Below are 23,617 nucleotides of genomic sequence, written 5' to 3' on the forward strand. Positions count from 1 at the left end.
AAAACGAGCCCTGCCGCGGGAACACCGGCCAAATGGCTGTCGTTCGCTTGCGGACAGGACTCGTTATCGCTTCCTGCTCTTATTCAGGTTGGCTCAAATCGCGACGGTTCATACCCGATCGATGCGGAACGGCCGGCGTTCAGCCTGCCACGATCGCGATGCCGATCCGCAGCTCGCCGGCTTGCACCGTCTCCGTCGCGTCGGTGCGGCCGAACGATACGTCGTTGACGAGCACGTTGTCGCGCAGCACGTCGTCAAAGGCGCGGAGCGCCGCTTCGGTCTCGGCGTCCGCCTCGAGCACAAGGCCGACCCTTTGCTCGATCGGCAGATCGAGCTTTTTGCGCTGGTCCTGCACGGCCCGGATCACTTCGCGCACGATGCCTTCCTGCACGAGCGCCGGCGTCAGCTCGGTGTTGAGCGCGACGGTGACGCCGCCGCCGGAGGCCGAAGCGAAGCCCGGCTTCGCCTGCTTTTCGATGAGCAGCTCGTCGAGCGTCACCGTGAGAGCCTCTCCTTCGGGCGAAACGTATGACAGCTCGCCGGACGACACGATCGCGCGCGCCTCCTCGGCCGACAGCGACTTCAGCTTGCCCTGGATCGGGCCGACATGCTTGCCGTACTTTTTGCCCGCCAGCTTCAGGTTCAGCTTAAGCGTGTAGTCGACGAAGCCGCTGTCTTCGGTCACGAGCGTGACGGCTTTGACGTTGATCTCGTCCTTGACGATCTCCTCGTATTCGGCGGCGTCGAACGGCACGCTCAGCGCGACGAGCAGCTCGGACAGCGGCTGGCGCGTCTTGAGCCCCGTCTCGTTGCGCACGTTGCGCGCGAGCTCGACGATGCCGCGGGCCGTCTCCATGTCGCGCTCGAGCGCGGCGTCGATCGCGCCGGCGTCGGCGACCGGATAGTCGGCCAGATGGACGCTGCCCTTGCCGCCCAGGTTGCCGTACAGATCCTCGGCAAGGAACGGGAGGTAAGGCGCGATCAGCTTCGCCAGCGTCAGCAGCACGGTGCCGAGCGTCTGGTAGGCTGCGACCTTGTCTTCGCCGAGGCCGCTTCCCCAGAAGCGGTCGCGGGAGCGCCGCACGTACCAGTTGGACAGCTCGTCGACAAACGCCTCGATGCGCTTCGCCGGATTCAGGAAGTCGTTCGCATCGAGTCCTTCGACGGTAGCGCCAACGAGCGAGTTGAGGCGCGACAGAATCCAGCGGTCCAGCTTGTTCTCGGAACGCTTCGCTGCATGCTCCTCGGGCTTGTAGCCGTCGATCGTCGCATACAGCGCGTAGAACGCATGCGTGTTGACGATCGTGTCGACGACCTTCGACTTCGCTTCGGCGACGATGCCTTTTGAGAAGCGCTTGCTGTTCCAAGGTGCGCTGTCGGCGAGCAGCGCCCAGCGGAAGGCGTCGGTGCCGAACTCCTCGATGATGTCCCAAGGGTCGATGACGTTGCCCTTGGATTTGCTCATTTTCTGACCGTTCTCGTCGAGCACGTGCCCCGTCGAGATGACCGATTTGTACGGCGCTCTGCCGTTGTACAGCGTCGAGACGGCCAGCAGGCTGAAAAACCAGCCGCGCGTCTGGTCGATCCCCTCGCAGATGAAGTCGGCGGGGTACTGCTCCTCGAAGCGCTCCTTGTTCTCGAACGGATAATGCTGCTGCGCGAACGGCATCGAGCCGCTGTCGAACCAGACGTCGATCACCTCCGGCGTCCGGTGCATCGTGCCGCCGCATGCGCAGCGCAGCTCGATGGCGTCGACGTAAGGCTTGTGCAGCTCGATGTCCTCGGCGACCTCGCCCACGGCCGCCGCGCGAAGTTCCGCGATGCTGCCCGGCGATTTTTCCGCGCCGCAGTCGTCGCAAGTCCATACGTTGAGCGGCGTGCCCCAGTAGCGGTTGCGGCTGATGTTCCAGTCGACCAGGTCCTCGAGGAACTTGCCGAACCGGCCGTCGCGCAGGTGCTCGGGATACCAGGCGATGTCTTTATTGTTTTCGATCAGTTGCTCCTTGACCGCCGTCGTCTTGATGAACCAGCTCTCGGTCGCGTAGTACAGCAGCGGCGTCTTGCAGCGCCAGCAGAACGGATAGCTGTGCTCGTGCTTTTCCTTGTGGTACAGCAGGCCGCGCTCGGACAGCGACTTCACGATGTCGATGTCGACCTCCGGATCCTTGACGAAGCGTCCGGCAAAGCCCTTCACCTCGTCGGTATAGCGGCCCTGGCCGTTGACCAGCTGCAGCATCGGTACGCCGTGCTCGCGGGCGACGCGATAGTCGTCCTCGCCGTGCGCCGGCGCGATATGGACGATGCCCGTACCGCTCGAGTCGGAGACGAACGCTGCATCGATGATGCGGTACGCGCCGTCGAGCGGACCTCCCGCGTAAGGGAACAGCGGCTCATAGGCCAGGCCGACGAGGTCTTTGCCCCGCACGGTGCCGAGCGTCTCGTACTCGCCCTTCATGACTTTGTCGGCCAGCGTGCCGGCTACGATAAACGTCTCGCCGTTTTGGACGACGCGCACGTATTCGATGTCCGGATGCACGGCGAGCGCGACGTTGGACGGCAGCGTCCAAGGCGTCGTCGTCCAGGCGAGGACGAATTCGCCGCTGTCCTTTAGCTTGAACTTCGCCGTTGCAGTCAGGTCCTTGACGTCCTCGTAGCCCTGTGCGACCTCGTGCGAGCTGAGCGTCGTCTGGCAGTCCGGGCAATACGGGCTGACGCGATGGCCGCGGTACAGCAGCCCTTTGCCGTGGATCGTGGACAGCAGATGCCACACGCTCTCGATGTATTTGTTTTCCAACGTGATATACGGATTGTCGAGGTCGGTCCAATAGCCGATCGCCTCGGTCAGTTCTCGCCACTGGCGTTCGTACTCGAACACGCTCTCCTTGCACTTTTTGATGAACGGCTCGACGCCGTAGTTCTCGATCTCCTGCTTGCCCGAGATGCCGAGCTGCTTCTCGACGCCGAGCTCGACGGGCAAGCCGTGCGTGTCCCATCCGGCCTTGCGGGTGACGCGATAGCCGGACATCGTCTTGTAGCGGCTCACGAAGTCCTTGATGACGCGGCCGAGCACGTGCCCGATGTGCGGCTTGCCGTTCGCCGTAGGCGGGCCTTCGTAGAAGACGAAGTTCGGCTTGCCGTTGCGGTTTTCGATGGACCGGCGGAACGTGTCCTCGGCCTTCCATTGCTCCAATACGCGCAGCTCGCGGCTGCGGGCTTTTTCTTTTACGTCCACGCGACGCATGACCATCATTCCTTTTCTCGTCGGATTTACTGCGGTCTGAAAATAAAAAAAGCCCCGTCCCGTAAAGGGACGAGACATCGCTCGCGGTACCACCCTTGTTCAGCCGCAATCTCGCCCATATGGGGAAAAGAGCGGCGCTCAAGCCGGACGGCCCGGCATGCAATCGGCATGGCGGTCGATCCGGTATCCCTTAACGAGGGACGTTCGGCCGGTCTTAATGATCCGGCGCAATGACCGGACGTTCGGATCGGCGTCTCGGGGAGGATGGGCGACGCGGCGTCCAACGTTGGCTCGCAGCAGCCGCCAACTCTCTGGGATGGTTCATCCGCACGCCGTTCCCGTCATCGACGTTAACGCGTATAACCCATTTATACGGCGAAGAAGCCGATTTGTCAAATCGGCGTTCGCCTATCCCGTTCGCGCTTCGCGTTCGACTATTCGACGATCTCGCGAACACGAGGCTCGCTGTCGCGGTCCCGCGCGCGGGACTCCGGCGGCTCGAGCTTCTCCCAGCCGTCCTGCGTGAGCAGGTCGAGCTGCGTCTCGACGAGCGTACGGAAGCGCGCCCGGTAAATCGCCGCCTGCTTCTTCAGCTCCTCCACTTCGAGCGCGTACTTGCGCGACTTCGAGAGCGATTCGTTGATGATACGGTCGGCGTTCTTCTCCGCTTCCTTGACGATCAGCTGGGCTTCCTTCTTCGCGTTGTTCTTCACCTCGTCGGCCGCTTCCTGCGCGACGATGATCGTCTTGCTCAGCGTCTCTTCGATGTTCGCGAAGTGGCCGAGCCGCTCCTGAAGACCGGCGATCTGGTTCTGCAGCTCTTTGTTGTCGCGGATCATCGCTTCGTAATCCTTGATGATCTGGTCGAGGAACTCGTTCACTTCATCTTCGTCGTAACCGCGCAATCTGCGGCCGAATTCCTTGTTATGAATATCCAACGGCGTCAATGGCATTGGCCGTACCTCCCGTGCATCGAGTTCTTGATTCGCGACAGGTCGCAAGATCGCTATGTAAGGCAGATTCGACGCGAGACGCGGAATTCCTGCTTGATTCTACACATATTTGCCGATCCGCAGGCGGATCCGGCCGCTTTTGGAGACGCCTTCGGCCTCGATCACACGGAATCGTCCGAATCCCTTGAACGACACGATGTCACCTTCGCGCAGCTGCGCGGAAGGGTCCTCGACCGTTTTGAAGTTGACGCGGCAGCGCCCCGCGCGGATCGGATCCATGATCTTCGCGCGGCTGACGCGCAGCACGTCGCTCGCAATGCCGTCGAGCCGCATCGAGGCGACAGAGATGGACGTCTCCTCCAGCTTCACCGGGACGGCCTGGAGCCGTTCGACCGGCTGCACCGAGGCCGTCGTCTCGATTCGATGCACCTGCCTCAGGTGCGTGCGCAGAAAATCGCCGATCTCGCTGACGATCAGCACGTGACAGCCGTCCTCCCGGACATGGATGTCGCCGATCTTCTCGCGCTTGATCCCAAGTCCGAGCAGCGCGCCAAGATAGTCGCCGTGGTCGAGCTCGGATTGGCGACGGTCTTCGCTTGCGATGTCGAGCACGGCGATACCTGTATCCTCGTCTTCGAGCGGGCGGTAATCCGGGGCGATGAGCGCCCTGACCCGCTCCGCGCCTTCATAGCCGCCCTCGAGCCGAATCGCGGCGTCGGGGTGCCGATTCGCCAGCGCATACAAAATATGCGCCTGGCGCGGGTCGAGAAAATCGGTGCGCCGGAGCTCATGCTGCTCGGCGGCCCGCTCGACCCACTCCCAGGCGCGGTCCACGAAGGACTTTTCTTCAGGAAGGAAGTGTGCGTAAATATCGTTCTTGCTCATGCTGGTTCGATCCTTTCCGTTTAGGACACGCCGAACAGGCCGGCGACGAAGCGAATGACCTCTTCGAGGCCTTTCATCAAAAATCGAAGCGCGTACCATGCGATGATCGGCGAGATGTCCAGCACGCCGCCGATCGGCGGAATGATTCTGCGAAAAGGCTTCAGATAAGGCTCAACGATTTTTCCCAGCAGCTCGCCAATATAGCTCTGCCTGACGTTGGGCAGCCAGGACATCAGCACATAAATGAGGATGAGCCAGCTGTAAATGTACTGCAAGTTATACAGGTAACCAATGACCTGATCCAAAGCCGTCAATGCTGCTGTCACCTCATTTTAGAGTAATCTGCATCCTCTGCCATAAGCTCCGAGATCGTGCCCGTGATCTCGACCGAGTCCGGCGTACACAGAAATATGTTCGGACCGAGCTTGGAAATATGACCGCCGAGCGCGTAAACCGTACCGCTCAGGAAGTCCACCATTCGGATCGCCTGATCCCGTCGCACGCGCTGCAGATTAACGACCACGGAGCGCCGGGATTTGAGATGGTCCGCGATCTCCTGCGCTTCGTTGTCGTACGTCCGCGGCTCCGTCAAAATGACCCGAACATTTTTCTGCGAATGGATGCTAACGATATTATTCTTCCCCGTAGGTTTACGCGGTTCGAAGGCGGAGGTTTCAACTTCCGGCTCATCCTCGTAGCCCATCGGCTCTTCGCGCTCCCGATCCCGCTCTTGTTCGTCCTGAAGGCCGAGATAGTTCAAGAACTTGTTCACCACGCCCATCATGATCCCTCCGTTATCCGTCGTTCTCTTCGTGCCCGACCAGAATGCTGCCCAGACGCACCCAAGTGGCGCCTTCCTCAATCGCGACTTCAAAGTCGCCGGACATGCCCATCGACAGCTCCGTCAACGGCTCGTCCGACAACGACATGCCGTTGATCTCCATCAGCAGCTTGCGCAAACCGGCGAATACAGGCCTTGCCTCTTCGGCGTCGTCAACGATCGGCGCCATCGTCATCAGTCCGATCGGCCGGATGCCGGACAGCTCTTTAAGCGAAGAGACGAACGCGGGAACCGCCTCCGGCGCCAGTCCGTGCTTGGAATCCTCGCCCGACACGTTCACCTGCAGGAAACAAGGCACCCGGATGCCCAGCGCTTCGGCGCGCATATGTATCTGCTCGGCGAGCGACAACCGGTCCAAAGAATGAATGTAGTCGAACTTGCCGACCACATCCTTAACCTTCCTGCTCTGGAGCGAGCCGATATAGTGAAAAACGGCCTGTCCCTCGAGCAGTCGCCACTTCTCTTCCGCGGCGGGCCAGCGGTTTTCGCCGATATGGCGCATGCCCGCCTCGACTGCGCGCTTGGCCGTGGCAGCAGATACGTACTTCGTCACGGCAACGACGTTCACACTATCGGGATCCCGCCCGCACCGCGCGCAAGCTTCCGCAATGCGACGCTCTACGTCCTTGAGCCGCTGCTCCAACGCCATCGCGGCATTCACCTCTATTTCTTCTTACCCAGCCAGCTCATCATTCGCCCGGTCTGTCCCCGTTCCTTGCGATGGGAGAAAAACAAATCCGTGCTGCAGCTGGTGCACCACCCAGACATTTCGATGCGGCTCGGCAATATTCCTGCTTTAATCATAAGATGCTTGTTGATTTCTTTCAAGTTTAGCCGAGATTTGCCTTCGGAAGACGGAATATGGAAGCTCTCGTCATCGGGCACGACGTCGCGCACGCGGTTCATGACGTTATCGTCGACTTCATAGCAGCAGGCGCCGATTGACGGTCCGATCGCCGCATACAATCGCTCCGGCGCGGTGCCGAACGCTTTGCCCATCGCGCGGATCGTCTCGCCTGCGACGTCGGCTACCGTTCCCTTCCAGCCCGCATGCGCGAGGCCAAGCGCTTCGTGCTCGGGACCGTAAAAATATAATGGCACGCAGTCCGCGAAAAACATCGTCAGTAAAATGCCCGGCTCGTCCGTTATGAGCGCGTCCGCATCCTGGATTGCGCTCTCGCGGGACAGTCTCCCCATGCCCTGCTCATCGCCGGTCACCCGGACGACGCGGCTGCCGTGCACTTGCTCGGCGCATGTCCAAGCCTCGAACGGCCAACCCAGCGTATTCGCGATTGCGCGGCGATTAGCGATAACCGCAGACTCGTCGTCGCTGACATGAAGCGCCGTGTTCAGGCCGTCTCTCGGCGGCAGGCTGCTTCCTCCCAGCCGAGTGGAGAACCCGGCGGTCAAGCCTTCGAAGCCCGACCAGGGCGCCAGAGACAGCAGTCCCGGCGCTTGCCGCTCGGATGCCGACTTTGCGATATGGTGTGCGAACGGTTCCATCAGGCTCCACCTCCGCAACAAGTTTAACACAGGAAGACCGCCGAGGCGATATTCGTCAGCGCCCGCCGTTTTCCGCCTCGATGCTCTTGTACGGACTGGCCTCCTCTAATCGGACCAGCACGACGTCGGTGCCGATCTTGACGATGCTTCGCCAGGGAATGACCACATCCTCGCCGCCGCCGAAAATACCGAGCACGCGACCGCCGACCGGCACGACGATCGCATCGATGCGGCCTTGCCTGAGATCGAGCTCCAGATCCGCCACATGACCCAATTTTTTGCCGTCCACGATATTAATGACGTCCTTCGCCTGAAAATCGGATATTTTCATGCCGGTACTCCCCCGCTTTCCGCGGCCCGGGACGAATTAAGATCGCAGGCCCGGTCGACCGCCCATAACTCAATATATGAGCCATGCCCGGAAATGTTGACCGAAGACGCCCGGCTTTGAGCGGAAGTGCGCAAACGTCAAAAAGACCGGAGTCTCCTCCGGTCCCGCAAGCCCCTTCAGGCTCGCGATCAAGTCTTGACGTGCTTTTGCATTTGCTGGATCGCCGACTTTTCGAGCCGGGACACCTGCGCCTGCGAGATGCCGATCTCGTCGGCCACTTCCATTTGCGTCTTGCCTTCGAAGAATCGCATGGACAAGATCATTTTCTCCCGGTCGTTCAGCTTGCGCATCGCTTCCCTGAGGGCGATCTCTTCAATCCATTGAATGTCCTTGTTGCGTTCGTCGCTGATCTGATCCATCACGTAGATCGGGTCGCCCCCATCGTGATAGATCGGTTCGAAGAGTGATACGGGATCCTGAATCGCATCCAGGGCGAACACGATATCTTCCTTGGGGACGCCGAGTACTTGCGATATTTCGAGTATCGTCGGTTCGCGGGAATGACGGTTCGTCAGTTGGTCCCTGACCTGCAGCGCTTTGTAGGCAATATCGCGCAGGCTGCGGGACACGCGGATCGGATTGTTGTCCCTCAAGTATCTGCGGATCTCGCCGATGATCATGGGCACGGCATAGGTGGAAAAACGGACGTTTTGACCTAAATCGAAGTTGTCGATGGCTTTCATCAGGCCGATGCATCCGACCTGGAACAGATCGTCCACGTATTCGCCGCGATTGTTGAAGCGCTGAATCACGCTGAGCACGAGGCGCAGGTTTCCGTTGACGAGTTTTTCCCGGGCTTCGAGTTCACCGCGGGTTTGCAGAGCTAGGAACAGTTCCCTCATTTCGGCGTTGGTGAGGACGGGCAGCTTTGAGGTGTCCTCTCCACAAATCTCCACTTTGTTGCGGGTCAAGTTGTTTCCCTCCCGGGAGCAGCATTACTGTAAAGTATCTCCTGGGATGGGCTTTTTATTCCGAAGCCCGGTCGCATATGCGTCGATCAAACCATCTTATTGAACTCCTTGCGGAGCCGTTTAATGATTCTTTTTTCCAATCTGGAAATGTAAGATTGCGAGATGCCGAGCAGATCGGCGACATCTTTTTGCGTCTTTTCTTCGCCATCGGCAAGGCCGAACCGAAGCTCCATAATCGTGCGCTCGCGATCGGCCAGCTTGTCGAGCGCCTTGTGAAGCAGCTTGCGATCGACCTGCTCTTCGATATTGCGATAGATCGTGTCGTTCTCGGTGCCGAGCACGTCGGACAGCAGCAGCTCGTTGCCGTCCCAATCGATATTAAGCGGCTCGTCGAAGGATACCTCGGTCCGCGTTTTGCTGTTGCGGCGCAAATACATCAAAATTTCGTTTTCGATGCACCGGGAGGCGTAGGTGGCGAGCTTGATTTTCTTTTCCGGATCGAACGTATTGACCGCCTTGATCAAACCGATTGCCCCGATCGATACGAGATCCTCAATATGAATGCCGGTATTTTCGAATTTGCGGGCAATGTAGACGACCAGCCGCAGATTGCGCTCGATCAGCATCGCGCGGATCGCGGCGTCGCCCGAAGGAAGACGCTCGAGCAGATACTCCTCCTCTTCCCGCGTCAGGGGAGGCGGGAGCGCTTCGCTGCCGCCGATATAATACACTTCTTCGCTTTTCCAGCCCAGCCAGAACAACAGGCGATAGTACGTCAGCTGATACATCAATCTTAATTTTACGGGCACTTGCACAACCTCCTGTTAAGCGGTCTGGGTTGATGATGCCGGCATTTCAACGCTCGCTATCGTCAGATCGGAGTGAACGATCGCGCGATATGCGCCTTCCGAGGACAGCGATCCGCCGTCGAGCCCGACGAGCACTCTGCGCTGCACGCATGGCTCCTCTTTCCCGGCAGGATCCGCAATCGTGACGCTGTCCGGCTTGACGGCCAGCATGAGCTTCGAGCTCCCACCGGCAGCCCGGTAAGGAACGAGGCGATATCGGTCCCTAAACGAAGGCAATCCGCCCTCGGCCTCCTCCAGCTCGCCGATCAAGCGATCCGCTGATTCGGACTTCAATCGGTCTGCCCAGCCTTTCGGAAGCTCGTCTCGCCACATGGAAGCTTCCAGGATCATCACCGGAATCCGAGTCAGCGGATCGTACAGGCGATTGCCCGTATCGACGAGCCCTCTGCACGACCATTCCCGATCTCCGATACGAATGCTTACGTCGACGAAGAGCGCCTCCAATCGCTTTCTGCTTTCCCTGCTCTCGGCTTCGCTTCTGTACAACCAGATCGCCACGATCAAGGTCACTGCGAGCAAAACGACCTGTACGTCAAACGACAGTACCATCCCCCCGTCGTCCGTGAAGGCGATCCCTCTCCAAGGCGAACCCGACCACTTCGCGAGCGAAGATACGCCGATCACCGCGCCAAGCGTCGCAAAGTTTACCAAGTAGAACGATCCGATCGTCCTTGCGAACTTGAGAGGCCCGCCATAGCCGAACGTTAAAAAAACCATCAAAGCGGAAATCATGAGCTTGACGCCGAACGAATACAGATAAGGTACGGACGTCACGAACATGGCGGCCGCGTAAGCCGCCCCGACGCTGGCAGACAGCGCGATCCGTCTTCGGCGGGGCCGTAGATGCCTCACCTTCGCTGTCGTCATCAGAATGGACGCGTCGACTGTCAGATTGGACAGAAACACCAAGTCCACATACACCGTCACATCGCGCCACACCCTTCCATGCAAACCCATCGCTTACGTTTGTCCGCTGACGAAATGGATTGTTCTCAGTATAAATTGGCGCCTGCGAGGTGTCTGTCTAATCGCGCCGCAGGTTCGGCTGTTTTTTTGTCGAGCAAAATCGGGCTGCGTTCATGGTGAACCGGACCTTCAGACGCTGTAAAATTATCCCACTCCGGCATCGCAATAAGGTTTCCGGCGCGTTATCGGCCTTATCCCCTTCGCTCACTTTGACGTAATATGTCAATCAACTTCCGCGAAATGATGCTGTTGTTTTAAAAATAATAGAGAAATGAGGGGTGGAATTCTGAGGCGCCTATCTGGAGGAATTAATCGGTCTACATTTAAAGTCATGCTACCTTTCTTAAGTAACCTTATCCCCTTGGATCAAAAAAAGCTTAACAATACCCAAAACACATTTTCGGATTAGCGCAGACGTGCCCCATCAGCTTGCCCATATGAGTTCGCGATACGTTATCCTTTTTCTCGTCGCGCATAAATGCAGCATATAAGGAACAACCGCCAACGCTTTTTTTGCAATATTAAACGCGAAAGATTGATGATTCAAATAAGCCTGCAAATGTTTAGGTCCGATACCCCGCAGCGTATGATCGAACCAACGGAGCGTATGCGTCAATATAGCCGACAAAGGGGCCAGCTTGTTCATTCCGAAATAAGGAAAAGCTCTGACCGCTTTAACTTCCTCCGATACATGAGCATCCGAGAACTTCATATGCGCAAATCGGCTGATTAAACGCGAGCTCCCCGCCTCGCGCTTGCTTAGATGCTCCATCTTAATCTCGCGAATGTCTTCGTCCCCCTCTACCGTTCCACCGATAGCCACGGGCTGGTCTGACGTCGCCATAACCAGGCTGCTTGAGGCTCTCCGCCAACCATAGATTCCGCCGGTGACGGCGACTAATCCCGATAAAAGCTGATCGTACGATTGTTGCGTCAGTGCATCTCGGAGTTTGTGGCCTATGAGCCAAGCCGTCTTGTACGTTACCCCCAATATTTCGGAAAGCTCGACGGAAGTTGCCTCTTCAACAAGCCAGATCATGGCCCTGAACCACATTCGGAGCGGCGTGCGCGTACCGTGAAAAACAGTGCCGGCGGTTATCGAGGTTTGATGTCGGCAAGAAGCGCATACGTAAAGCGGATTCTTGCGCGATCTTAATACGGAGCAATGCGCATAGGAACAGCGCGGGCAGCGGAAACCGTCCGGCCAGCGCGCATTGTATAGAGCTTCCATGCATTGTTCTTCTGTCCAAGTTTCCCAGGAGCCTTCCGGAAGTGTAAAGTGCATCACTTTCCAACCCTCCAAATAAGAACGTTTGTTCCTATTTTAAAGTGTGTAACCGAAGGAGTCAATCTTTTCCTTAACAAAAAATGAGCGTACGGGATAAGGTCAATAAGGCCGTGAAAACACTTTGAGCAAAAACGCAGTGAGCGAAAGGGATGAGGTTGGTAAAGAGAAAAAATGCGGATATCGCCTGGCCGAATTGAGCGAGAGGGATAAGGTCGATAAAGGGTAAAACGCAGGTATTGTGCCTCTGCCCGACTTTGCGTGGCAATCAAAAAGCCCTCGCCGTCAGCGAAGGCTAAATCCATATGTACTAGTTGAATTTGGTGCAGTCAAGCGCAGCACGGCCCCTTAAACGACTTTGGGCAGCAATTCGTCCAGCGACAGAAACTGGATATCTTGCTGCGACAGTTCTCGAACGCGCTGCAGCGTTTCTTCGGGCAATTGCATGAACGCCTCCACGACCGCAGGGCAAAATTGGGTTCCCGCGCATTTCTTTATTTCCTCGATTGCCGTCTCATGCGACTTGGAAGGACGATACGGACGTTCGGACGTGATCGCATCGTAGGTGTCGCAAACGGCGAAAATTCTCGCGCAAATCGGAATTTGTTCTCCTCGCAGACCGTCGGGATAACCGAGACCGTCCCATCGCTCATGGTGGTAGCGGACGACGTCCAGCGCCGGTCCCAGAAATTCGATATGCGCCAGCATTCGCACGCCCATATTCACGTGAGTTCGCATGATGGCCCACTCCATCTCGTCCAGCGGCCCTTCCTTGCGCAGGATAGCGTCCGGAATGCCGATCTTGCCGACGTCATGCAGCAGGGCGCCGCGATACAGCATTTCCAATTGCTCGCCTTCGATGCCCATCTGCCTACCGAGCAGCCAGGAATAGGCGGTGACGCGCAGGGAATGGCCTTGCGTCTCGTTATCTCTGCTGTCCAACGCGCTGCTCATCGCCTGCAAAGATTCGTCATAGGTGCGATGCACGCGCTCCAGCATCTCGCTAAGCTCTTTGTTCTGATGCTCGATGACGCGCGACGAACGTAAAAAGACATGACGCAGGCTAAAGAAAAGCAACGCCATTCCAGCCGTCAGCAAGAAGACGATCGTTAAACTGATACGGAGTATTTTAGCCCTCTGTGAAGACCAATCTTTGGATACTTCGACAGCACCCTTCCACGTTCCTTCTTCGGAGGAAATTGGGATCCAAAGCTCCAGATTCCCGGCCCTTTTATCCGTCAGCATCTCTTTGACGTCCATGGTCTTCTCGAATCGCTCTCGTTCGCGTGCAGTCAGAGCGCCGCCGGCTTTAACTGGAATGTCGTTGAACCCTACCTGACCGTCGAGGCCCACGAATCGAACATATCTGATTCCGTAAGAATCGAGGGCTGTGCGAATGTCTGCCCCAAGCCTCGCTTCATCTGAATCGGATGGCTCGAAAAGCATCTTCATATCAGGCAAGCCATTGATGTAATTCACCACCGCATTGCGTGTCGAGACGCTCGTCTCCCGGATCAGCTCGTGAGCGATAAACCAATAGGTGACGGCGGAAAGAAGCACGCCGATGATGACCACGAATGACGCCAGCATAGTTGTAAAGGAACGATAGGGATTGGTCATCATGTGCCTCCTGTGCGGATACTGCGACCTGTGCTGTGAGTTCGACAGGCAAACGGCGTTTACCTGCTTTGCAAAACCAAAAAAAGAAGACCGCATAATAAGCCGGTCCTCGACATGAATGGGTGCTATTAAGGTTAAAGTCGCCGCCGGAACGGGCAATTGGATCGGATTGAAATCCGGATCGTTAACGGTCTCCGCGCGGACGATTCCGCAAAAATGCCGGAATGTCCAGCTGCTCGCCGGAGGTCGAGCCGCCGCCGAACGGACGCAGGTTGTGGTTGCTCGCGCGGCTGTCCTGATGTTCGGTCTGGGACGGCGGATTCGATTGCGGCGAAGCGGACGAGATCGGCCGGCGTACCGGTCCTTTGTGTTCAAAGCCGGTTGCAATGACCGTAACTTTGATATCGTCCTTCATGCTGTCGTCGATGCTGGCGCCGAAAATCATGTTCACTTCGGGATCCGAGGCCGAGATGACGATCTCCGCCGCTTCGTTCACCTCGAACAGCGACAGGTTCGAGCCGCCCGTAATGTTCATGATAATTCCGCGCGCGCCTTCGATAGATGTCTCGAGCAACGGGCTCATGATCGCCTTGCGCGCTGCGTCCATCGCGCGATTCTCGCCGGAGGCGACGCCGATTCCCATCAGGGCGGAGCCGCGCTCCGTCATGATCGTCTTCACGTCCGCAAAGTCGAGGTTGATCAGTCCGGGCACGGCGATCAGATCGGAGATGCCTTGAACGGCCTGGCGAAGGACGTTGTCCGCCTCGCGGAACGCTTCCATCATCGGCGTTTTCTTGTCGACGATCTCGAGGAGCCGGTCGTTCGGAATGACGATCAGCGTATCGACCTTTTCCTTGAGCGCCTCGATGCCCAGTTCAGCCTGTCCGGAACGCTTGCGGCCCTCGAACGTAAAAGGCCGCGTCACGACGCCGACGGTCAGCGCGCCGCATTCCTTGGCGAGCTCGGCGATGACCGGCGCAGCGCCCGTGCCCGTGCCGCCCCCCATGCCGGCCGTAACGAACACCATGTCCGCGCCCTTAAGCGTGTTCATGATGCCGTCCCGGGATTCCTCGGCCGCCTTTTTGCCGACGTCCGGGTTCGCGCCCGCGCCGAGTCCGCGTGTCAGCTTGTCGCCGATTTGCAGCTTTTGCTCCGACTTGGTCAGGTGCAGCGCTTGGGCGTCGGTATTGACGGTAATAAACTCGACACCCTTTACGCCGTTTTCGATCATGCGGTTAACTGCGTTGCTGCCACCGCCACCGACCCCGATCACTTTAATTTTCGCGAGCGGTTCCATTTCAAAATCAAATTCCAACATATCTCAATACTCCTCCTCGCTTCGCTGGTGAATCTTCGTCAGTGGCGGCTTATATGAATTCCTTGAACATATTCTTAAACCATTCCATGACGCCCGTCTTGCCGGCCGGCGCACTGGCCGCAGCCGCCTTGCTCTTCGCCGGCCGTTTGGCCGGCGGAGCTCCCCGGGTTCGCACGTACTTCATGACGTATTGGATCATGCCTACGCCGCTGCTGTACGAAGGATCCCGAACCCCGATAAAATCGGGAACCGCAATCCTGACGCTCGCTTCAAGCTCGATCTGCGCGAGGGAGAGCACGCTGGGCATGGACACGGAGCCGCCCGTCAGAACGTAACCGTTGAGCTTGTCCAAGTGGCCGAGACGTTTGACCTCTTGACGAATCATATGAAAAATCTCTTGCATGCGCGGCTCGATGATGCTGGCCAGATCAACCTGGGAAAATTCCTTTTCCACGTTGCTGCCGACCCGCATCACCTTGAAGCGAACATCGTCCGCCGCCTCGTCTTGACGCGCGCAGCCGTACTTCAGCTTGATTTTCTCGGCGTGCTCGGTCTGCGTCTTGAGGCCGTAGCAAATATCGCTCGTCACGTAGTCGCCGCCGATCGGCAGCGTCGACACGGCGGCCAGGCTGCCGCCTTCGAACACCGCGATCGTCGTGGAGCCGGCGCCGATGTCGGCCAGCACGGTCCCCATTTGCTTTTCGTCCTTGGTCAAAGCCATCATGCCCGAAGCGAGCGACATCAACACGATGCCGGATATGCGCAGGCCGGCCTTCTCGACGCAGCGCATGAGATTATGTACGGCGGCCTTCGTCCCGGTAATGATCGTGCATTCGACTTCAAGCCTCACGCCGATCATGCCGCGCGGGTCCTGAATGCCTGCCAGACCGTCCACCAGGAACTGCTTGGGCAGCAGGCCGATGATCTCCCGCTCCGGCGGCAGCGCGACGACCTTGGCAGCCTGCAGGACGCGTTCGATATCGTCTTCGCCGATCTCCCGGTCTTCGTTGGAAACGGCAACGACGCCGTGATTGCTCTGCAGCGCGATATGGTTGCCCGCGATGCCGACGTACACTTCGCCGATGGTGATGCCGACCATGCGCTCGGCATGGTCTACGGCGTTGCGGATGGACTGGACCGTCTGATCGATGTCGACGATGGCGCCTTTGCGGATGCCGTCCGAGTCCGCCGATCCTACGCCGATAATATTGATCGCTCCGTTGCTTATTTCTCCGATAATCACCCGAACCTTAGAGGTTCCGATGTCCAGACTGACGATGAGGTCGTTGTTGCTCAACCGGTGGCACCTCCCGTGAATACATCAAAACTTTGCAATCCGGCCGTCCGGCCATTCGTTAGTTTGGTCGCGACTTATTGAAATCCGTTGCGGAATGAGGAGTTGTTCAAGGGGTTCCGAACGAAGCCAAATCGGTACACATTCAGTACTTATTCAACGCAGACGGGATTTTCCCTCTTTTTTCAACAAAAATTTTAGTTCCCTCATTCTAGCAATTATGCTGGAAATTCCGCTTCACTGCCCAGAATCTTACGGTAAAAGCCTACGAAAATTCTAGCATTAAACCGCGCGGTTGAGTAGAGTCCTTTTCCTTAAGTTAAGGGGTTTCTTCATCGACCGACGAGTCCGTTTGTGCCGAATATGGCGAGTATGTGTCCGAATCGAGCAGGACGACCGTTCCCGGCTCCCTATTCTCCACGAGCTCGCTCAGTATCGCGATCTTGTCTTTGAGCTTGCCGACGGTCGTGAGCACGTCGAATCCGGAGCGGGTGAAAATGCGAATTCTGTCGGGATACGCGCTCGAAGGATCGGGCGCGATCTCCGAGAAGTCGGCGATTCCTCCGGCAGTCAAGCCGCCCAGCACCTGGCACAGTGCGGCCCGCTGCGGGTCGTCCTTCGACCAGCCCGTGAGCACGGGCTTGGCCGGCAGCCCGCTGCCGGCGGTGGGCTGTGCGCCGATGCCGTTGGCCAGCACGACGGAGACGCCGCCTTTGCCGTCCATTTCGATCGCGACCGGTTCATATTCTTTTACCGTGACTTCCAGCTTGCCAGGAAAATGCTTGGCGACCCGGACGTCCTTGATCTGAGGCAGCCGCTTGACGCGCTGAGCGAGCTTGTCCGACGCCGGCATAAAAAAAGAGTCTCCGATTCCTATGCCGAGCTGGGCTTCGACCTGATCCCGTTTCAAATACGTCAAGCCCTGAATCTCGATCACGCTGATGCGGGAAAGAGAGGATCTGAAAAACAATACGATCAACACCGCGACAAACAAGGCAATGACGATCCACAGCAGCTTCCCGCCGCGGCGTCTCGTTCCCGTCTGTTCCCGCGGCAAAGCGGGAATTCGCTCTATCATCTTGCGCGCACTCCTCTCGACAGCCGGCACAAACGCATAGCCTGTCCCAATTACGAAAAGCAAAGGCGGCCCGCCGGACGGCCGATCGAAAGCGAACACTTCGGTCCCCGCCGGCCGGAAGCGGATAAGCGAAAAGCGCTTATCCCTCCCGGTCGATCGTCGCTTCGCTAATCTAGCTGTCGGAGACGCGAGTAATATCGCCGCCCAAGCTCGCGAACATTCGCTCGATCTCGTCGTAACCCCGATCGATATGATGAACCTGCTCGACGGTCGTCCTGCCTTGCGCGGCGAGGCCGGCGATGACGAGCGCGGCGCCGGCGCGCAGGTCCGTCGCTTCGACCGCCGTCCCGTAAAGTCTCGGCACGCCCCGCACGATCGCGGAGTTCAGGTCGATGCGAATATCCGCGCCCATGCGGCATAATTCGTCTACATGCTTAAAGCGTCCCTCGAACACCGTCTCCTTAATGACGCTGACGCCGCCCGCCAGCGACAGCAGCACCATAAGCTGTGCCTGCATATCTGTCGGAAAAGCGGGATAAGGAGAAGTGACGATGCGGTCGACCGCTCGCGGCCGGCCTTTGGCGCCGACTCTTATTATACCATCCTCGGTCTCGATGTGAACACCGGCGCGGCGCATGACATGAATGAGAGAGATCAGATGGGCGGATTCGGCGCCCTCGAGCGTGACCTCGCCGCGGGTCGCCGCAGCGGCTACCATCGCCGTGCCCGTCACGATCCGGTCGGGAATGATCTGAAAATCGCAGCCGCCAAGGTTACGCGTGCCGTCGACCGTGATCGTGTCCGTGCCCGCGCCCCGGACCTTGGCGCCGATCGCGTTGAGAAACCGCTGCAAATCCTGAATCTCCGGCTCGCGAGCGGCGCCAATGATCGTCGTGCGTCCGTCCGCCATGACGGCGGCCATCATGATGTTCTCCGTAGCACCGACGCTTGGAAAATCCAGGCTGATCTCGGCGCCGGTCAGACGAGCGGCCTTGCATACGATGCGGCTGCCCGTCTCTTCGATCTCCGCGCCAAGCGCGGCCAGGCCGCGCAGATGGAGATCGATCTTGCGTTCGCCGATCGCGCACCCGCCCGGCTGATAAACCTGCACTTCGCCGAATCTGGCTAGCAGCGGGCCCATCAAAAAGACGGAAGAGCGCATCAGGCGCATCAATCGTTCGGGCACATGCGAGGAGTCCGCGACGGTGCCGTCGATCGTGACTACGTCTCCGTGGCGGAGCACGGCGCAGCCCAGATCTCGCATGATGTCCAGCATGACTTCGATATCCAGCAGCTTCGGAATGTTGCGAAGAGTTACCGGCTCCCTGGCGAGCAGCGTCGCGGCCAGGATCGGCAGGGCGGCGTTCTTGGCTCCATGGATGCGGATGGTGCCCGAAAGCGGTTTGCCGCCTTCAATCACCAGTTTGTCCAAGGAATTCACCTCCGGAATTACCGCTCGCCCATCAGGAGCACCTCGGGTGCGAGTAAAATGCCGAACCGTTCGTTCACGGTCCGTCTCACGCGTTCCATCAAGGCGAGCACGTCTTCGGCTGTCGCATGGTCCTCGTTAACGATGAAGTTGGCGTGCAGCTCCGACACGACGGCTCCGCCCTCCCTGGCGCCCTTCAATCCCGCAGCCTCGATCAATCGCGCGGCGTGGTCTCCGTCCGGATTGCGGAAAACGCTGCCCGCGCATGCCAGCTGCAGCGGCTGCGTGCGCAGTCTCCGGTCCTTGTAGGAGGCCAGCATGGCGGCGATCTCCTTGCGGTCTCCCGGCGCCAGGGCGAACACCGCCTCGGTGACGATGCCCCTTTTTTCATGCAAAATCGAATGACGGTAGCCGAAGCGAAGCTCCTCGTTGCTGTACGTCCCCTTCGAACCGTCCTCCCAGACGATGTCGGCCGACTTTAAGATGCGCGACACGTCCGAATGATGCGCTCCCGCGTTCATATAAACCGCTCCGCCTACGGTGCCTGGAATGCCGCCGGCGTATTCGAGGCCGGTCAGCCCTTCCTTGCCCGCCATGACCGACAGCTTGATAAACGAATACGATGCGCCGGCGATCGCGCGGTTGCCCTCGAACCGCAGCTGGTCGAATCCTTTCCCAAGCTTGATCACGGCGCCGCGAACGCCGCGGTCGGAAACGAGCGTGTTGGACCCGCGTCCGAGAACGGTCCAGGGAACGCCGTGCCGGCTAAGGACGGCGATGGCCGACGCCAGCTGCTCCGCGTCGGACGGCACGAGGAACAGGTCCGCGGGGCCGCCGATCTTCCACGTCGTGTGGGGCGCGAGCGGCTCGCCCTGCTTGACGACTCCCGAATACGACCGTTCCAGGTCCGCGATCAACTGCTCCATCCAATATCTCCTCCAATTCAATCTAAGGAGCTGCGGGTTAGGCGCGGGCGCCTGGTTCATCATTGCGGACAGCCGCGACCACACCCTATCGTATGTCGCGCCGCCCGGCATGGTGACAAACGCCCAGCTGCCGTCGCCGCCGCACGCGTCGGCGGCAGTCCCGCAGTCCCGTTATGCTGGTCAAGCCCGCGAGCTGCGGACGATTCGTTGCAATTGCTCGTAAATGACGCCGGCCGCCTCCGGCATGCCGATCGACCTGGCCGCTTCCGCCATCTTGACGCGGCGGGCCTCGTCGCCCATGATGCCTGCGACCGCCTCATATAGCTTGGCGCCGGTCAGTTCCCGCTCAAGAATCATCACGCCGCCGCCGACGCGGACGACGCTCTCGGCGTTCGCCTGCTGATGGTTGTTCGTCACGTTCGGCGAAGGCACATAGATGGCCGGCACGCCCAGCGCGGCGAACTCGGCGATAAACGAAGCGCCGGCGCGTCCCACGACGAGCGACGTGGCGGCGAGCACTTCCGCCATATTGCTTATGTACGGCTTGACATGGAGTCTGCCTGCGACCGAAGGGTCGGAGATTCGTTCGACCTCCGCCTTCAGTTCCTCATAATACCGCTCGCCGGAGGCAAACACAAAGTGCACGTCCGGCAGCCCGCCCAGCTTGGCCGCGGCTTCGGCTGCTGCCCGGTTCAGCGTCTGCGCGCCCCGGCTGCCGCCGACGATCAGCACGAACCGCGTGCCCGGCGCCAGTCCGAGCGATTCGTAGCCGCGCAATGGGTCTCCTCCAAGGATCGCAGTCGCGCATGGATTGCCGGCGTATTCTACGCTTTTCACCTTGGCGAAATGCGGCTTGGAGTCGGCGAAGCTGACGGCAACCGCGTCCGCATAGCGGCTTAAGAATTTGTTCGTCAGGCCGGGAACAACGTTTTGCTCGTGCAGCAGCGTCGGGATGCCGAGCTTGGCCGCCGCATAGACGACAGGCCCGCATACGTAGCCGCCGGTGCCGACGACCGCGTCGGGCCTGAATTCCCGCAGCAGCGCTTTGGCGCGCCGCACCCCGCGGACGAACCGCAGGGCGGTGCGAACATTTTCCAGGGACAACGATCTTCGGATGCCGGTAATGTCGATGCTCTCGAACCGCACGCCCCGCTCGGGCACGATCCGGCTCTCGAGCCCCCGCTTTGTGCCGATGTACAGCAGCTCGCTGCCCGGATCGCGCCGCCCGGCCTCGCGGCCGATGGCGAGCGCGGGATAAATATGGCCGCCGGTACCGCCGCCGGTCAACACGATACGCATAGCGTCACCTCGCAAATCTGGATAAGTTCAGTAAAATGCCGAGCGCCGTCAAAAGCAGCGTCAGCGACGAGCCGCCGTAGCTGACGAGCGGCAGCGTAATGCCCGTAACGGGCATGAGTCCGATAACGACGCCGATGTTGATAAGCACCTGGACCGCGATGATGCCGACGATGCCCGCCGCCAGAAAGCTGCCGAACGGATCGTCGATGGCGATCGCCGTCCGCATGCCCCGCCAGATGAGCAGCAAGAACAGGATCAGCAGCAGGCTGCCCCCGATGAAGCCGAGCTCTTCGGCCAGGATGGAGAATATAAAGTCCGTTTGCGGCTCGGGCAAATAATTGTACTTCTGCCGGCTCATGCCGAGGCCGAGCCCGACAAGGCCGCCCGGCCCGATCGCGTACAGCGACTGGATCGATTGGTAGCCCGCTCCGAGCGGGTCTTGCCACGGGTCGAGGAACGCCGTGATCCGCTGCAGCCGGTAGGGTGCGGCGGCGATCAGGCCGACGAGGCCGACGACGCCCAGCAGCGCGAGCCCGCCGAGGTGACCGATGCGCGCGCCCGCCGCATAGATAACGAGCAGCGCGGCGCCGATCATGACGGCGCCCGTGCCGAGGTCGGGCTGCAGCATGATCAGCCCGAACGCGCCGAGAAGGATGCCGAGCGGCGGCAGAAGCCCTTTCGTGAACGACACGAGCTTTTGCTGCCGTTCGGCAAGAAACCGGGCGAGGAACAGAATCATCGCCAGCTTCATGAACTCCGAAGGCTGAATGCCGAAGCTGCCGATGCCGAGCCAGCTGCGCGCGCCGCCGCGCACGACGCCGACGCCCGGCACGAGCACGAGCAGCAGCAGGCCGAAGCACAGCAGCAGGCCGGGCAGCGCCCAGCGCCGCCAGCGGCTGTAGTCCACGTTCATCGTAACGAACATCATGCAAATGCCGAGCGCGGCGAACAGCAGCTGCCGCTTCACGTAATAAAACTTGTCGCCGTAATCGTGGAAGGCGGCTACCGCGCTCGCGCTGTATACCATCACGATGCCGACCGCCAAAATGCCGAGCGTCGCCGCGATCATCCAAATATCGGGGGCCTTGCGGACCTTGGCCATAAACCGGACACCTCGCCAGACGAAGAAGTGGGGACAAGCCCCCTTCTTACAGCGTATGCGCCGATTGCTTAAAAATGCGCCCCCTTACCTCGTAGGAGGGGAACATGTCCCAGCTTGCGCACGCGGGCGAGAGCAGCACGATATCTCCCGGCCCCGCCATGGCGGCGGCTTCGAGCACGGCTCTCTTCAGCGTCTCGGCGGCATCCTCTACAGGTTCGACGACCGCAACGCGAGTTAAACCGGATTCCTCCGCAACGGCGCGAATCTTTTCCCGCGTCTCCCCGAGCGCGACGACGCCCTTGACGCGATCGCGGAACAGCGGAATGAGCTCGCGATAGTCGGAGCCCCGGTCGAGCCCGCCCGCGATCAGGATAAGCGGCGCAGGCAGCGAGGACACCGACATGATCGTCGCCGTCGGATTGGTCGCCTTGGAATCGTTGTAGTAGCGGACTTCGCGGAACGTGCCGACGAATTCCAGACGATGCTCGACGCCATGGAAGCTTTCGAGCGGCTCCCGCAGCGCCGACGGTTCGGCCCCTGCGGCGAGCGCGATCGCGACCGCGGCGAGCGCGTTGGCGCAATTGTGTCGCCCCGGAATGCCGAGCCGGTCGACGGACGCGATCCGCGTCTCCGTGCCACCCTCGTCGCGCGCGACGATCCAGCGCTCGACGGCGGGCGATCCGGCAGCCTCGCCGCCGGCATCCGCGGGATATGGCGGCTCGACCGACACGCCGACCTCCAGCCGCTTCGTGAGCGAAAACGGCCATTGACGCCCGGCGGACGCGCGCCCGATCTGCGCGCAGACGGCGTCGTCCGCGTTAAAAATGGCCGTATCCCCTTCGGTCAGGTTGGCGAACAGCTTCGCCTTCGAGGCCACATAGTCTTCCATCGTGCCGTGATAGTCCAGATGCGTCTCCGCGAGGTTCAACAGACAAGCGATCCGCGGGTGGAAATCGGTCGTCCCTTTGAGCTGGAAGCTCGACAGCTCGGCCACGAGCCACCCGTCCGGGCCGATCTCCTGCGCCGCGTCGACGAGCGGACGACCGATGTTGCCGGCGACGATCGGCGACAATCCGGCTGCGGACAGCAGCTCGCCCGTCCACGTCGTGGTCGTCGTTTTCCCGTTAGAGCCCGTGATGCCGACGATGGGAGCCGGCGACAACTGTCCCGCCACCTCGACCTCGGTCACGATCTCGATGCCGAGCGCCTCGGCTTGCCGGATCGGCGCGGCCGTATACGGAATGCCCGGATTTTTCACGAGCAGCGCCGTGTCCGGCGTCACCAGATCGTCCGGATGGCCGCCGCAAACAACAGAAATGCCCAAAGCCTCGAGCTCCGAGGCTTCGGGACAGGCATCCCTTTCCTTGCGGTCGTTCGCCGTCACGGCGCTGCCCGCCTGATGGAACAGCTTCGCGGCCGCGGCGCCGCTGCGGGCGAGGCCCAGCACGACGACCTTGCGGCCGCGGTAATCTGCAAGTGGCATCATAGGTTCCCAATCCCCTTATACAAAATCAGACCGATCGCAGCGAAAACGAGCCCGGCCAGCCAGAAGGTCGTCACTACGCGCCATTCGGACCAGCCCGTCAGCTCGAAGTGATGATGGATGGGACTCATTTTGAATACCCTTTTGCCGCGCGTCTTAAACGACCCGACCTGGATGATGACCGACAGCATCTCGAGCACGAACACGCCGCCGATGACGATGA

At 59.7% G+C, this 23,617-nt stretch carries 21 protein-coding genes and 1 pseudogene; all 22 read right to left on the minus strand.

Annotation, left to right across the window (positions count from 1 at the left end):
- Nucleotides 1-139: 139 nt before the first annotated feature.
- Nucleotides 140-3,241: an isoleucine--tRNA ligase gene (gene ileS, locus KVT38_RS27095; protein WP_217596873.1), complete on the minus strand. Its 3,102-nt coding sequence runs from the start codon at nt 3,239-3,241 to the stop codon at nt 140-142.
- Nucleotides 3,242-3,675: 434 nt separating this feature from the next.
- Nucleotides 3,676-4,194, minus strand: coding sequence for a DivIVA domain-containing protein (locus KVT38_RS27100; RefSeq protein WP_217596874.1), 519 nt, complete (start codon nt 4,192-4,194; stop codon nt 3,676-3,678).
- A gap of 99 nt (nt 4,195-4,293) precedes the next feature.
- Nucleotides 4,294-5,079 (minus strand): YlmH family RNA-binding protein, encoded by a 786-nt coding sequence (locus KVT38_RS27105; protein WP_217596875.1) that lies wholly within the window; start codon nt 5,077-5,079, stop codon nt 4,294-4,296.
- Between the two features lie 20 nt (nt 5,080-5,099).
- Nucleotides 5,100-5,384: a YggT family protein gene (locus KVT38_RS27110; RefSeq protein ID WP_483298196.1), complete on the minus strand. Its 285-nt coding sequence runs from the start codon at nt 5,382-5,384 to the stop codon at nt 5,100-5,102.
- 17 nt (nt 5,385-5,401) lie between these two features.
- Nucleotides 5,402-5,860, minus strand: a complete 459-nt coding sequence (locus tag KVT38_RS27115) for a cell division protein SepF (RefSeq protein ID WP_217596897.1) — start codon at nt 5,858-5,860, stop codon at nt 5,402-5,404.
- Nucleotides 5,861-5,873: 13 nt separating this feature from the next.
- On the minus strand, nt 5,874-6,569 hold the full coding sequence (locus KVT38_RS27120; RefSeq protein WP_217596898.1) for a YggS family pyridoxal phosphate-dependent enzyme: 696 nt from the start codon (nt 6,567-6,569) through the stop codon (nt 5,874-5,876).
- Between the two features lie 14 nt (nt 6,570-6,583).
- On the minus strand, nt 6,584-7,423 hold the full coding sequence (gene pgeF / locus KVT38_RS27125) for a peptidoglycan editing factor PgeF (protein ID WP_217596876.1): 840 nt from the start codon (nt 7,421-7,423) through the stop codon (nt 6,584-6,586).
- A gap of 55 nt (nt 7,424-7,478) precedes the next feature.
- On the minus strand, nt 7,479-7,754 hold the full coding sequence (locus tag KVT38_RS27130) for a YlmC/YmxH family sporulation protein (protein ID WP_217596877.1): 276 nt from the start codon (nt 7,752-7,754) through the stop codon (nt 7,479-7,481).
- A 188-nt stretch (nt 7,755-7,942) separates the two neighbouring features.
- A complete protein-coding gene (gene sigG, locus KVT38_RS27135) occupies nt 7,943-8,725 on the minus strand; it encodes an RNA polymerase sporulation sigma factor SigG (protein ID WP_217596878.1) in 783 nt (260 codons plus the stop codon).
- A gap of 86 nt (nt 8,726-8,811) precedes the next feature.
- Complete coding sequence (sigE, locus tag KVT38_RS27140; protein WP_254639594.1) at nt 8,812-9,513, minus strand: RNA polymerase sporulation sigma factor SigE; 702 nt, start codon at nt 9,511-9,513, stop codon at nt 8,812-8,814.
- Between the two features lie 36 nt (nt 9,514-9,549).
- Nucleotides 9,550-10,521, minus strand: a complete 972-nt coding sequence (locus KVT38_RS27145) for a sigma-E processing peptidase SpoIIGA (protein ID WP_217596880.1) — start codon at nt 10,519-10,521, stop codon at nt 9,550-9,552.
- 463 nt (nt 10,522-10,984) lie between these two features.
- Nucleotides 10,985-11,845, minus strand: a complete 861-nt coding sequence (locus KVT38_RS27150; protein WP_254639596.1) for a transposase — start codon at nt 11,843-11,845, stop codon at nt 10,985-10,987.
- 348 nt (nt 11,846-12,193) lie between these two features.
- Nucleotides 12,194-13,465 carry an HD-GYP domain-containing protein gene (locus KVT38_RS27155; protein ID WP_217596882.1) on the minus strand — a complete coding sequence of 424 codons (1,272 nt, stop codon included), beginning with the start codon at nt 13,463-13,465 and terminating at the stop codon, nt 12,194-12,196.
- 184 nt (nt 13,466-13,649) lie between these two features.
- Nucleotides 13,650-14,783, minus strand: a complete 1,134-nt coding sequence (gene ftsZ / locus KVT38_RS27160) for a cell division protein FtsZ (RefSeq protein WP_217596883.1) — start codon at nt 14,781-14,783, stop codon at nt 13,650-13,652.
- A gap of 49 nt (nt 14,784-14,832) precedes the next feature.
- Nucleotides 14,833-16,080, minus strand: a complete 1,248-nt coding sequence (ftsA, locus tag KVT38_RS27165; RefSeq protein ID WP_217596884.1) for a cell division protein FtsA — start codon at nt 16,078-16,080, stop codon at nt 14,833-14,835.
- Nucleotides 16,081-16,396: 316 nt separating this feature from the next.
- On the minus strand, nt 16,397-17,155 hold the full coding sequence (locus KVT38_RS27170; protein WP_217596885.1) for a cell division protein FtsQ/DivIB: 759 nt from the start codon (nt 17,153-17,155) through the stop codon (nt 16,397-16,399).
- A gap of 172 nt (nt 17,156-17,327) precedes the next feature.
- Entirely contained in the window at nt 17,328-18,587 is a 1,260-nt protein-coding gene (gene murA, locus KVT38_RS27175) for a UDP-N-acetylglucosamine 1-carboxyvinyltransferase (RefSeq protein ID WP_217596886.1), read from the minus strand.
- A gap of 17 nt (nt 18,588-18,604) precedes the next feature.
- Nucleotides 18,605-19,510, minus strand: a complete 906-nt coding sequence (murB, locus tag KVT38_RS27180; RefSeq protein WP_217596887.1) for a UDP-N-acetylmuramate dehydrogenase — start codon at nt 19,508-19,510, stop codon at nt 18,605-18,607.
- 180 nt (nt 19,511-19,690) lie between these two features.
- Nucleotides 19,691-20,809: an undecaprenyldiphospho-muramoylpentapeptide beta-N-acetylglucosaminyltransferase gene (gene murG / locus KVT38_RS27185; protein ID WP_217596888.1), complete on the minus strand. Its 1,119-nt coding sequence runs from the start codon at nt 20,807-20,809 to the stop codon at nt 19,691-19,693.
- A 4-nt stretch (nt 20,810-20,813) separates the two neighbouring features.
- The gene (spoVE, locus tag KVT38_RS27190) at nt 20,814-21,911 is read right to left on the minus strand and encodes a stage V sporulation protein E (RefSeq protein ID WP_217596889.1); all 1,098 of its coding nucleotides are present in this window, start codon (nt 21,909-21,911) and stop codon (nt 20,814-20,816) included.
- A 46-nt stretch (nt 21,912-21,957) separates the two neighbouring features.
- Nucleotides 21,958-23,397, minus strand: coding sequence for a UDP-N-acetylmuramoyl-L-alanine--D-glutamate ligase (gene murD, locus KVT38_RS27195; RefSeq protein WP_217596890.1), 1,440 nt, complete (start codon nt 23,395-23,397; stop codon nt 21,958-21,960).
- Nucleotides 23,394-23,617 (minus strand): annotated as a pseudogene (locus KVT38_RS27200) (phospho-N-acetylmuramoyl-pentapeptide-transferase); the annotation flags it as partial. The pseudogene KVT38_RS27200 and the gene murD, both read right to left, overlap by 4 nt.

This window comes from Cohnella sp. GbtcB17, from assembly GCF_019091135.1.
GTDB lineage: Bacteria > Bacillota > Bacilli > Paenibacillales > Paenibacillaceae > Cohnella.

Excerpts from the sequence above, each read along its gene's own strand:
- ileS (WP_217596873.1), bottom strand. The coding sequence starts at position 3,241 with ATGCGTCGCGTGGACGTAAAAGAAAAAGCCCGCAGCCGCGAGCTGCGC.
- KVT38_RS27100 (WP_217596874.1), bottom strand. The coding sequence starts at position 4,194 with ATGCCATTGACGCCGTTGGATATTCATAACAAGGAATTCGGCCGCAGA.
- KVT38_RS27105 (WP_217596875.1), bottom strand. The coding sequence starts at position 5,079 with ATGAGCAAGAACGATATTTACGCACACTTCCTTCCTGAAGAAAAGTCC.
- KVT38_RS27115 (WP_217596897.1), bottom strand. The coding sequence starts at position 5,860 with ATGGGCGTGGTGAACAAGTTCTTGAACTATCTCGGCCTTCAGGACGAA.
- KVT38_RS27120 (WP_217596898.1), bottom strand. The coding sequence starts at position 6,569 with ATGGCGTTGGAGCAGCGGCTCAAGGACGTAGAGCGTCGCATTGCGGAA.
- pgeF (WP_217596876.1), bottom strand. The coding sequence starts at position 7,423 with ATGGAACCGTTCGCACACCATATCGCAAAGTCGGCATCCGAGCGGCAA.
- KVT38_RS27130 (WP_217596877.1), bottom strand. The coding sequence starts at position 7,754 with ATGAAAATATCCGATTTTCAGGCGAAGGACGTCATTAATATCGTGGAC.
- sigE (WP_254639594.1), bottom strand. The coding sequence starts at position 9,513 with ATGTATCAGCTGACGTACTATCGCCTGTTGTTCTGGCTGGGCTGGAAA.
- KVT38_RS27150 (WP_254639596.1), bottom strand. The coding sequence starts at position 11,845 with ATGCACTTTACACTTCCGGAAGGCTCCTGGGAAACTTGGACAGAAGAA.
- KVT38_RS27155 (WP_217596882.1), bottom strand. The coding sequence starts at position 13,465 with ATGACCAATCCCTATCGTTCCTTTACAACTATGCTGGCGTCATTCGTG.
- ftsZ (WP_217596883.1), bottom strand. The coding sequence starts at position 14,783 with ATGTTGGAATTTGATTTTGAAATGGAACCGCTCGCGAAAATTAAAGTG.
- KVT38_RS27170 (WP_217596885.1), bottom strand. The coding sequence starts at position 17,155 with ATGATAGAGCGAATTCCCGCTTTGCCGCGGGAACAGACGGGAACGAGA.
- murB (WP_217596887.1), bottom strand. The coding sequence starts at position 19,510 with ATGGAGCAGTTGATCGCGGACCTGGAACGGTCGTATTCGGGAGTCGTC.
- murG (WP_217596888.1), bottom strand. The coding sequence starts at position 20,809 with ATGCGTATCGTGTTGACCGGCGGCGGTACCGGCGGCCATATTTATCCC.
- spoVE (WP_217596889.1), bottom strand. The coding sequence starts at position 21,911 with ATGGCCAAGGTCCGCAAGGCCCCCGATATTTGGATGATCGCGGCGACG.
- murD (WP_217596890.1), bottom strand. The coding sequence starts at position 23,397 with ATGATGCCACTTGCAGATTACCGCGGCCGCAAGGTCGTCGTGCTGGGC.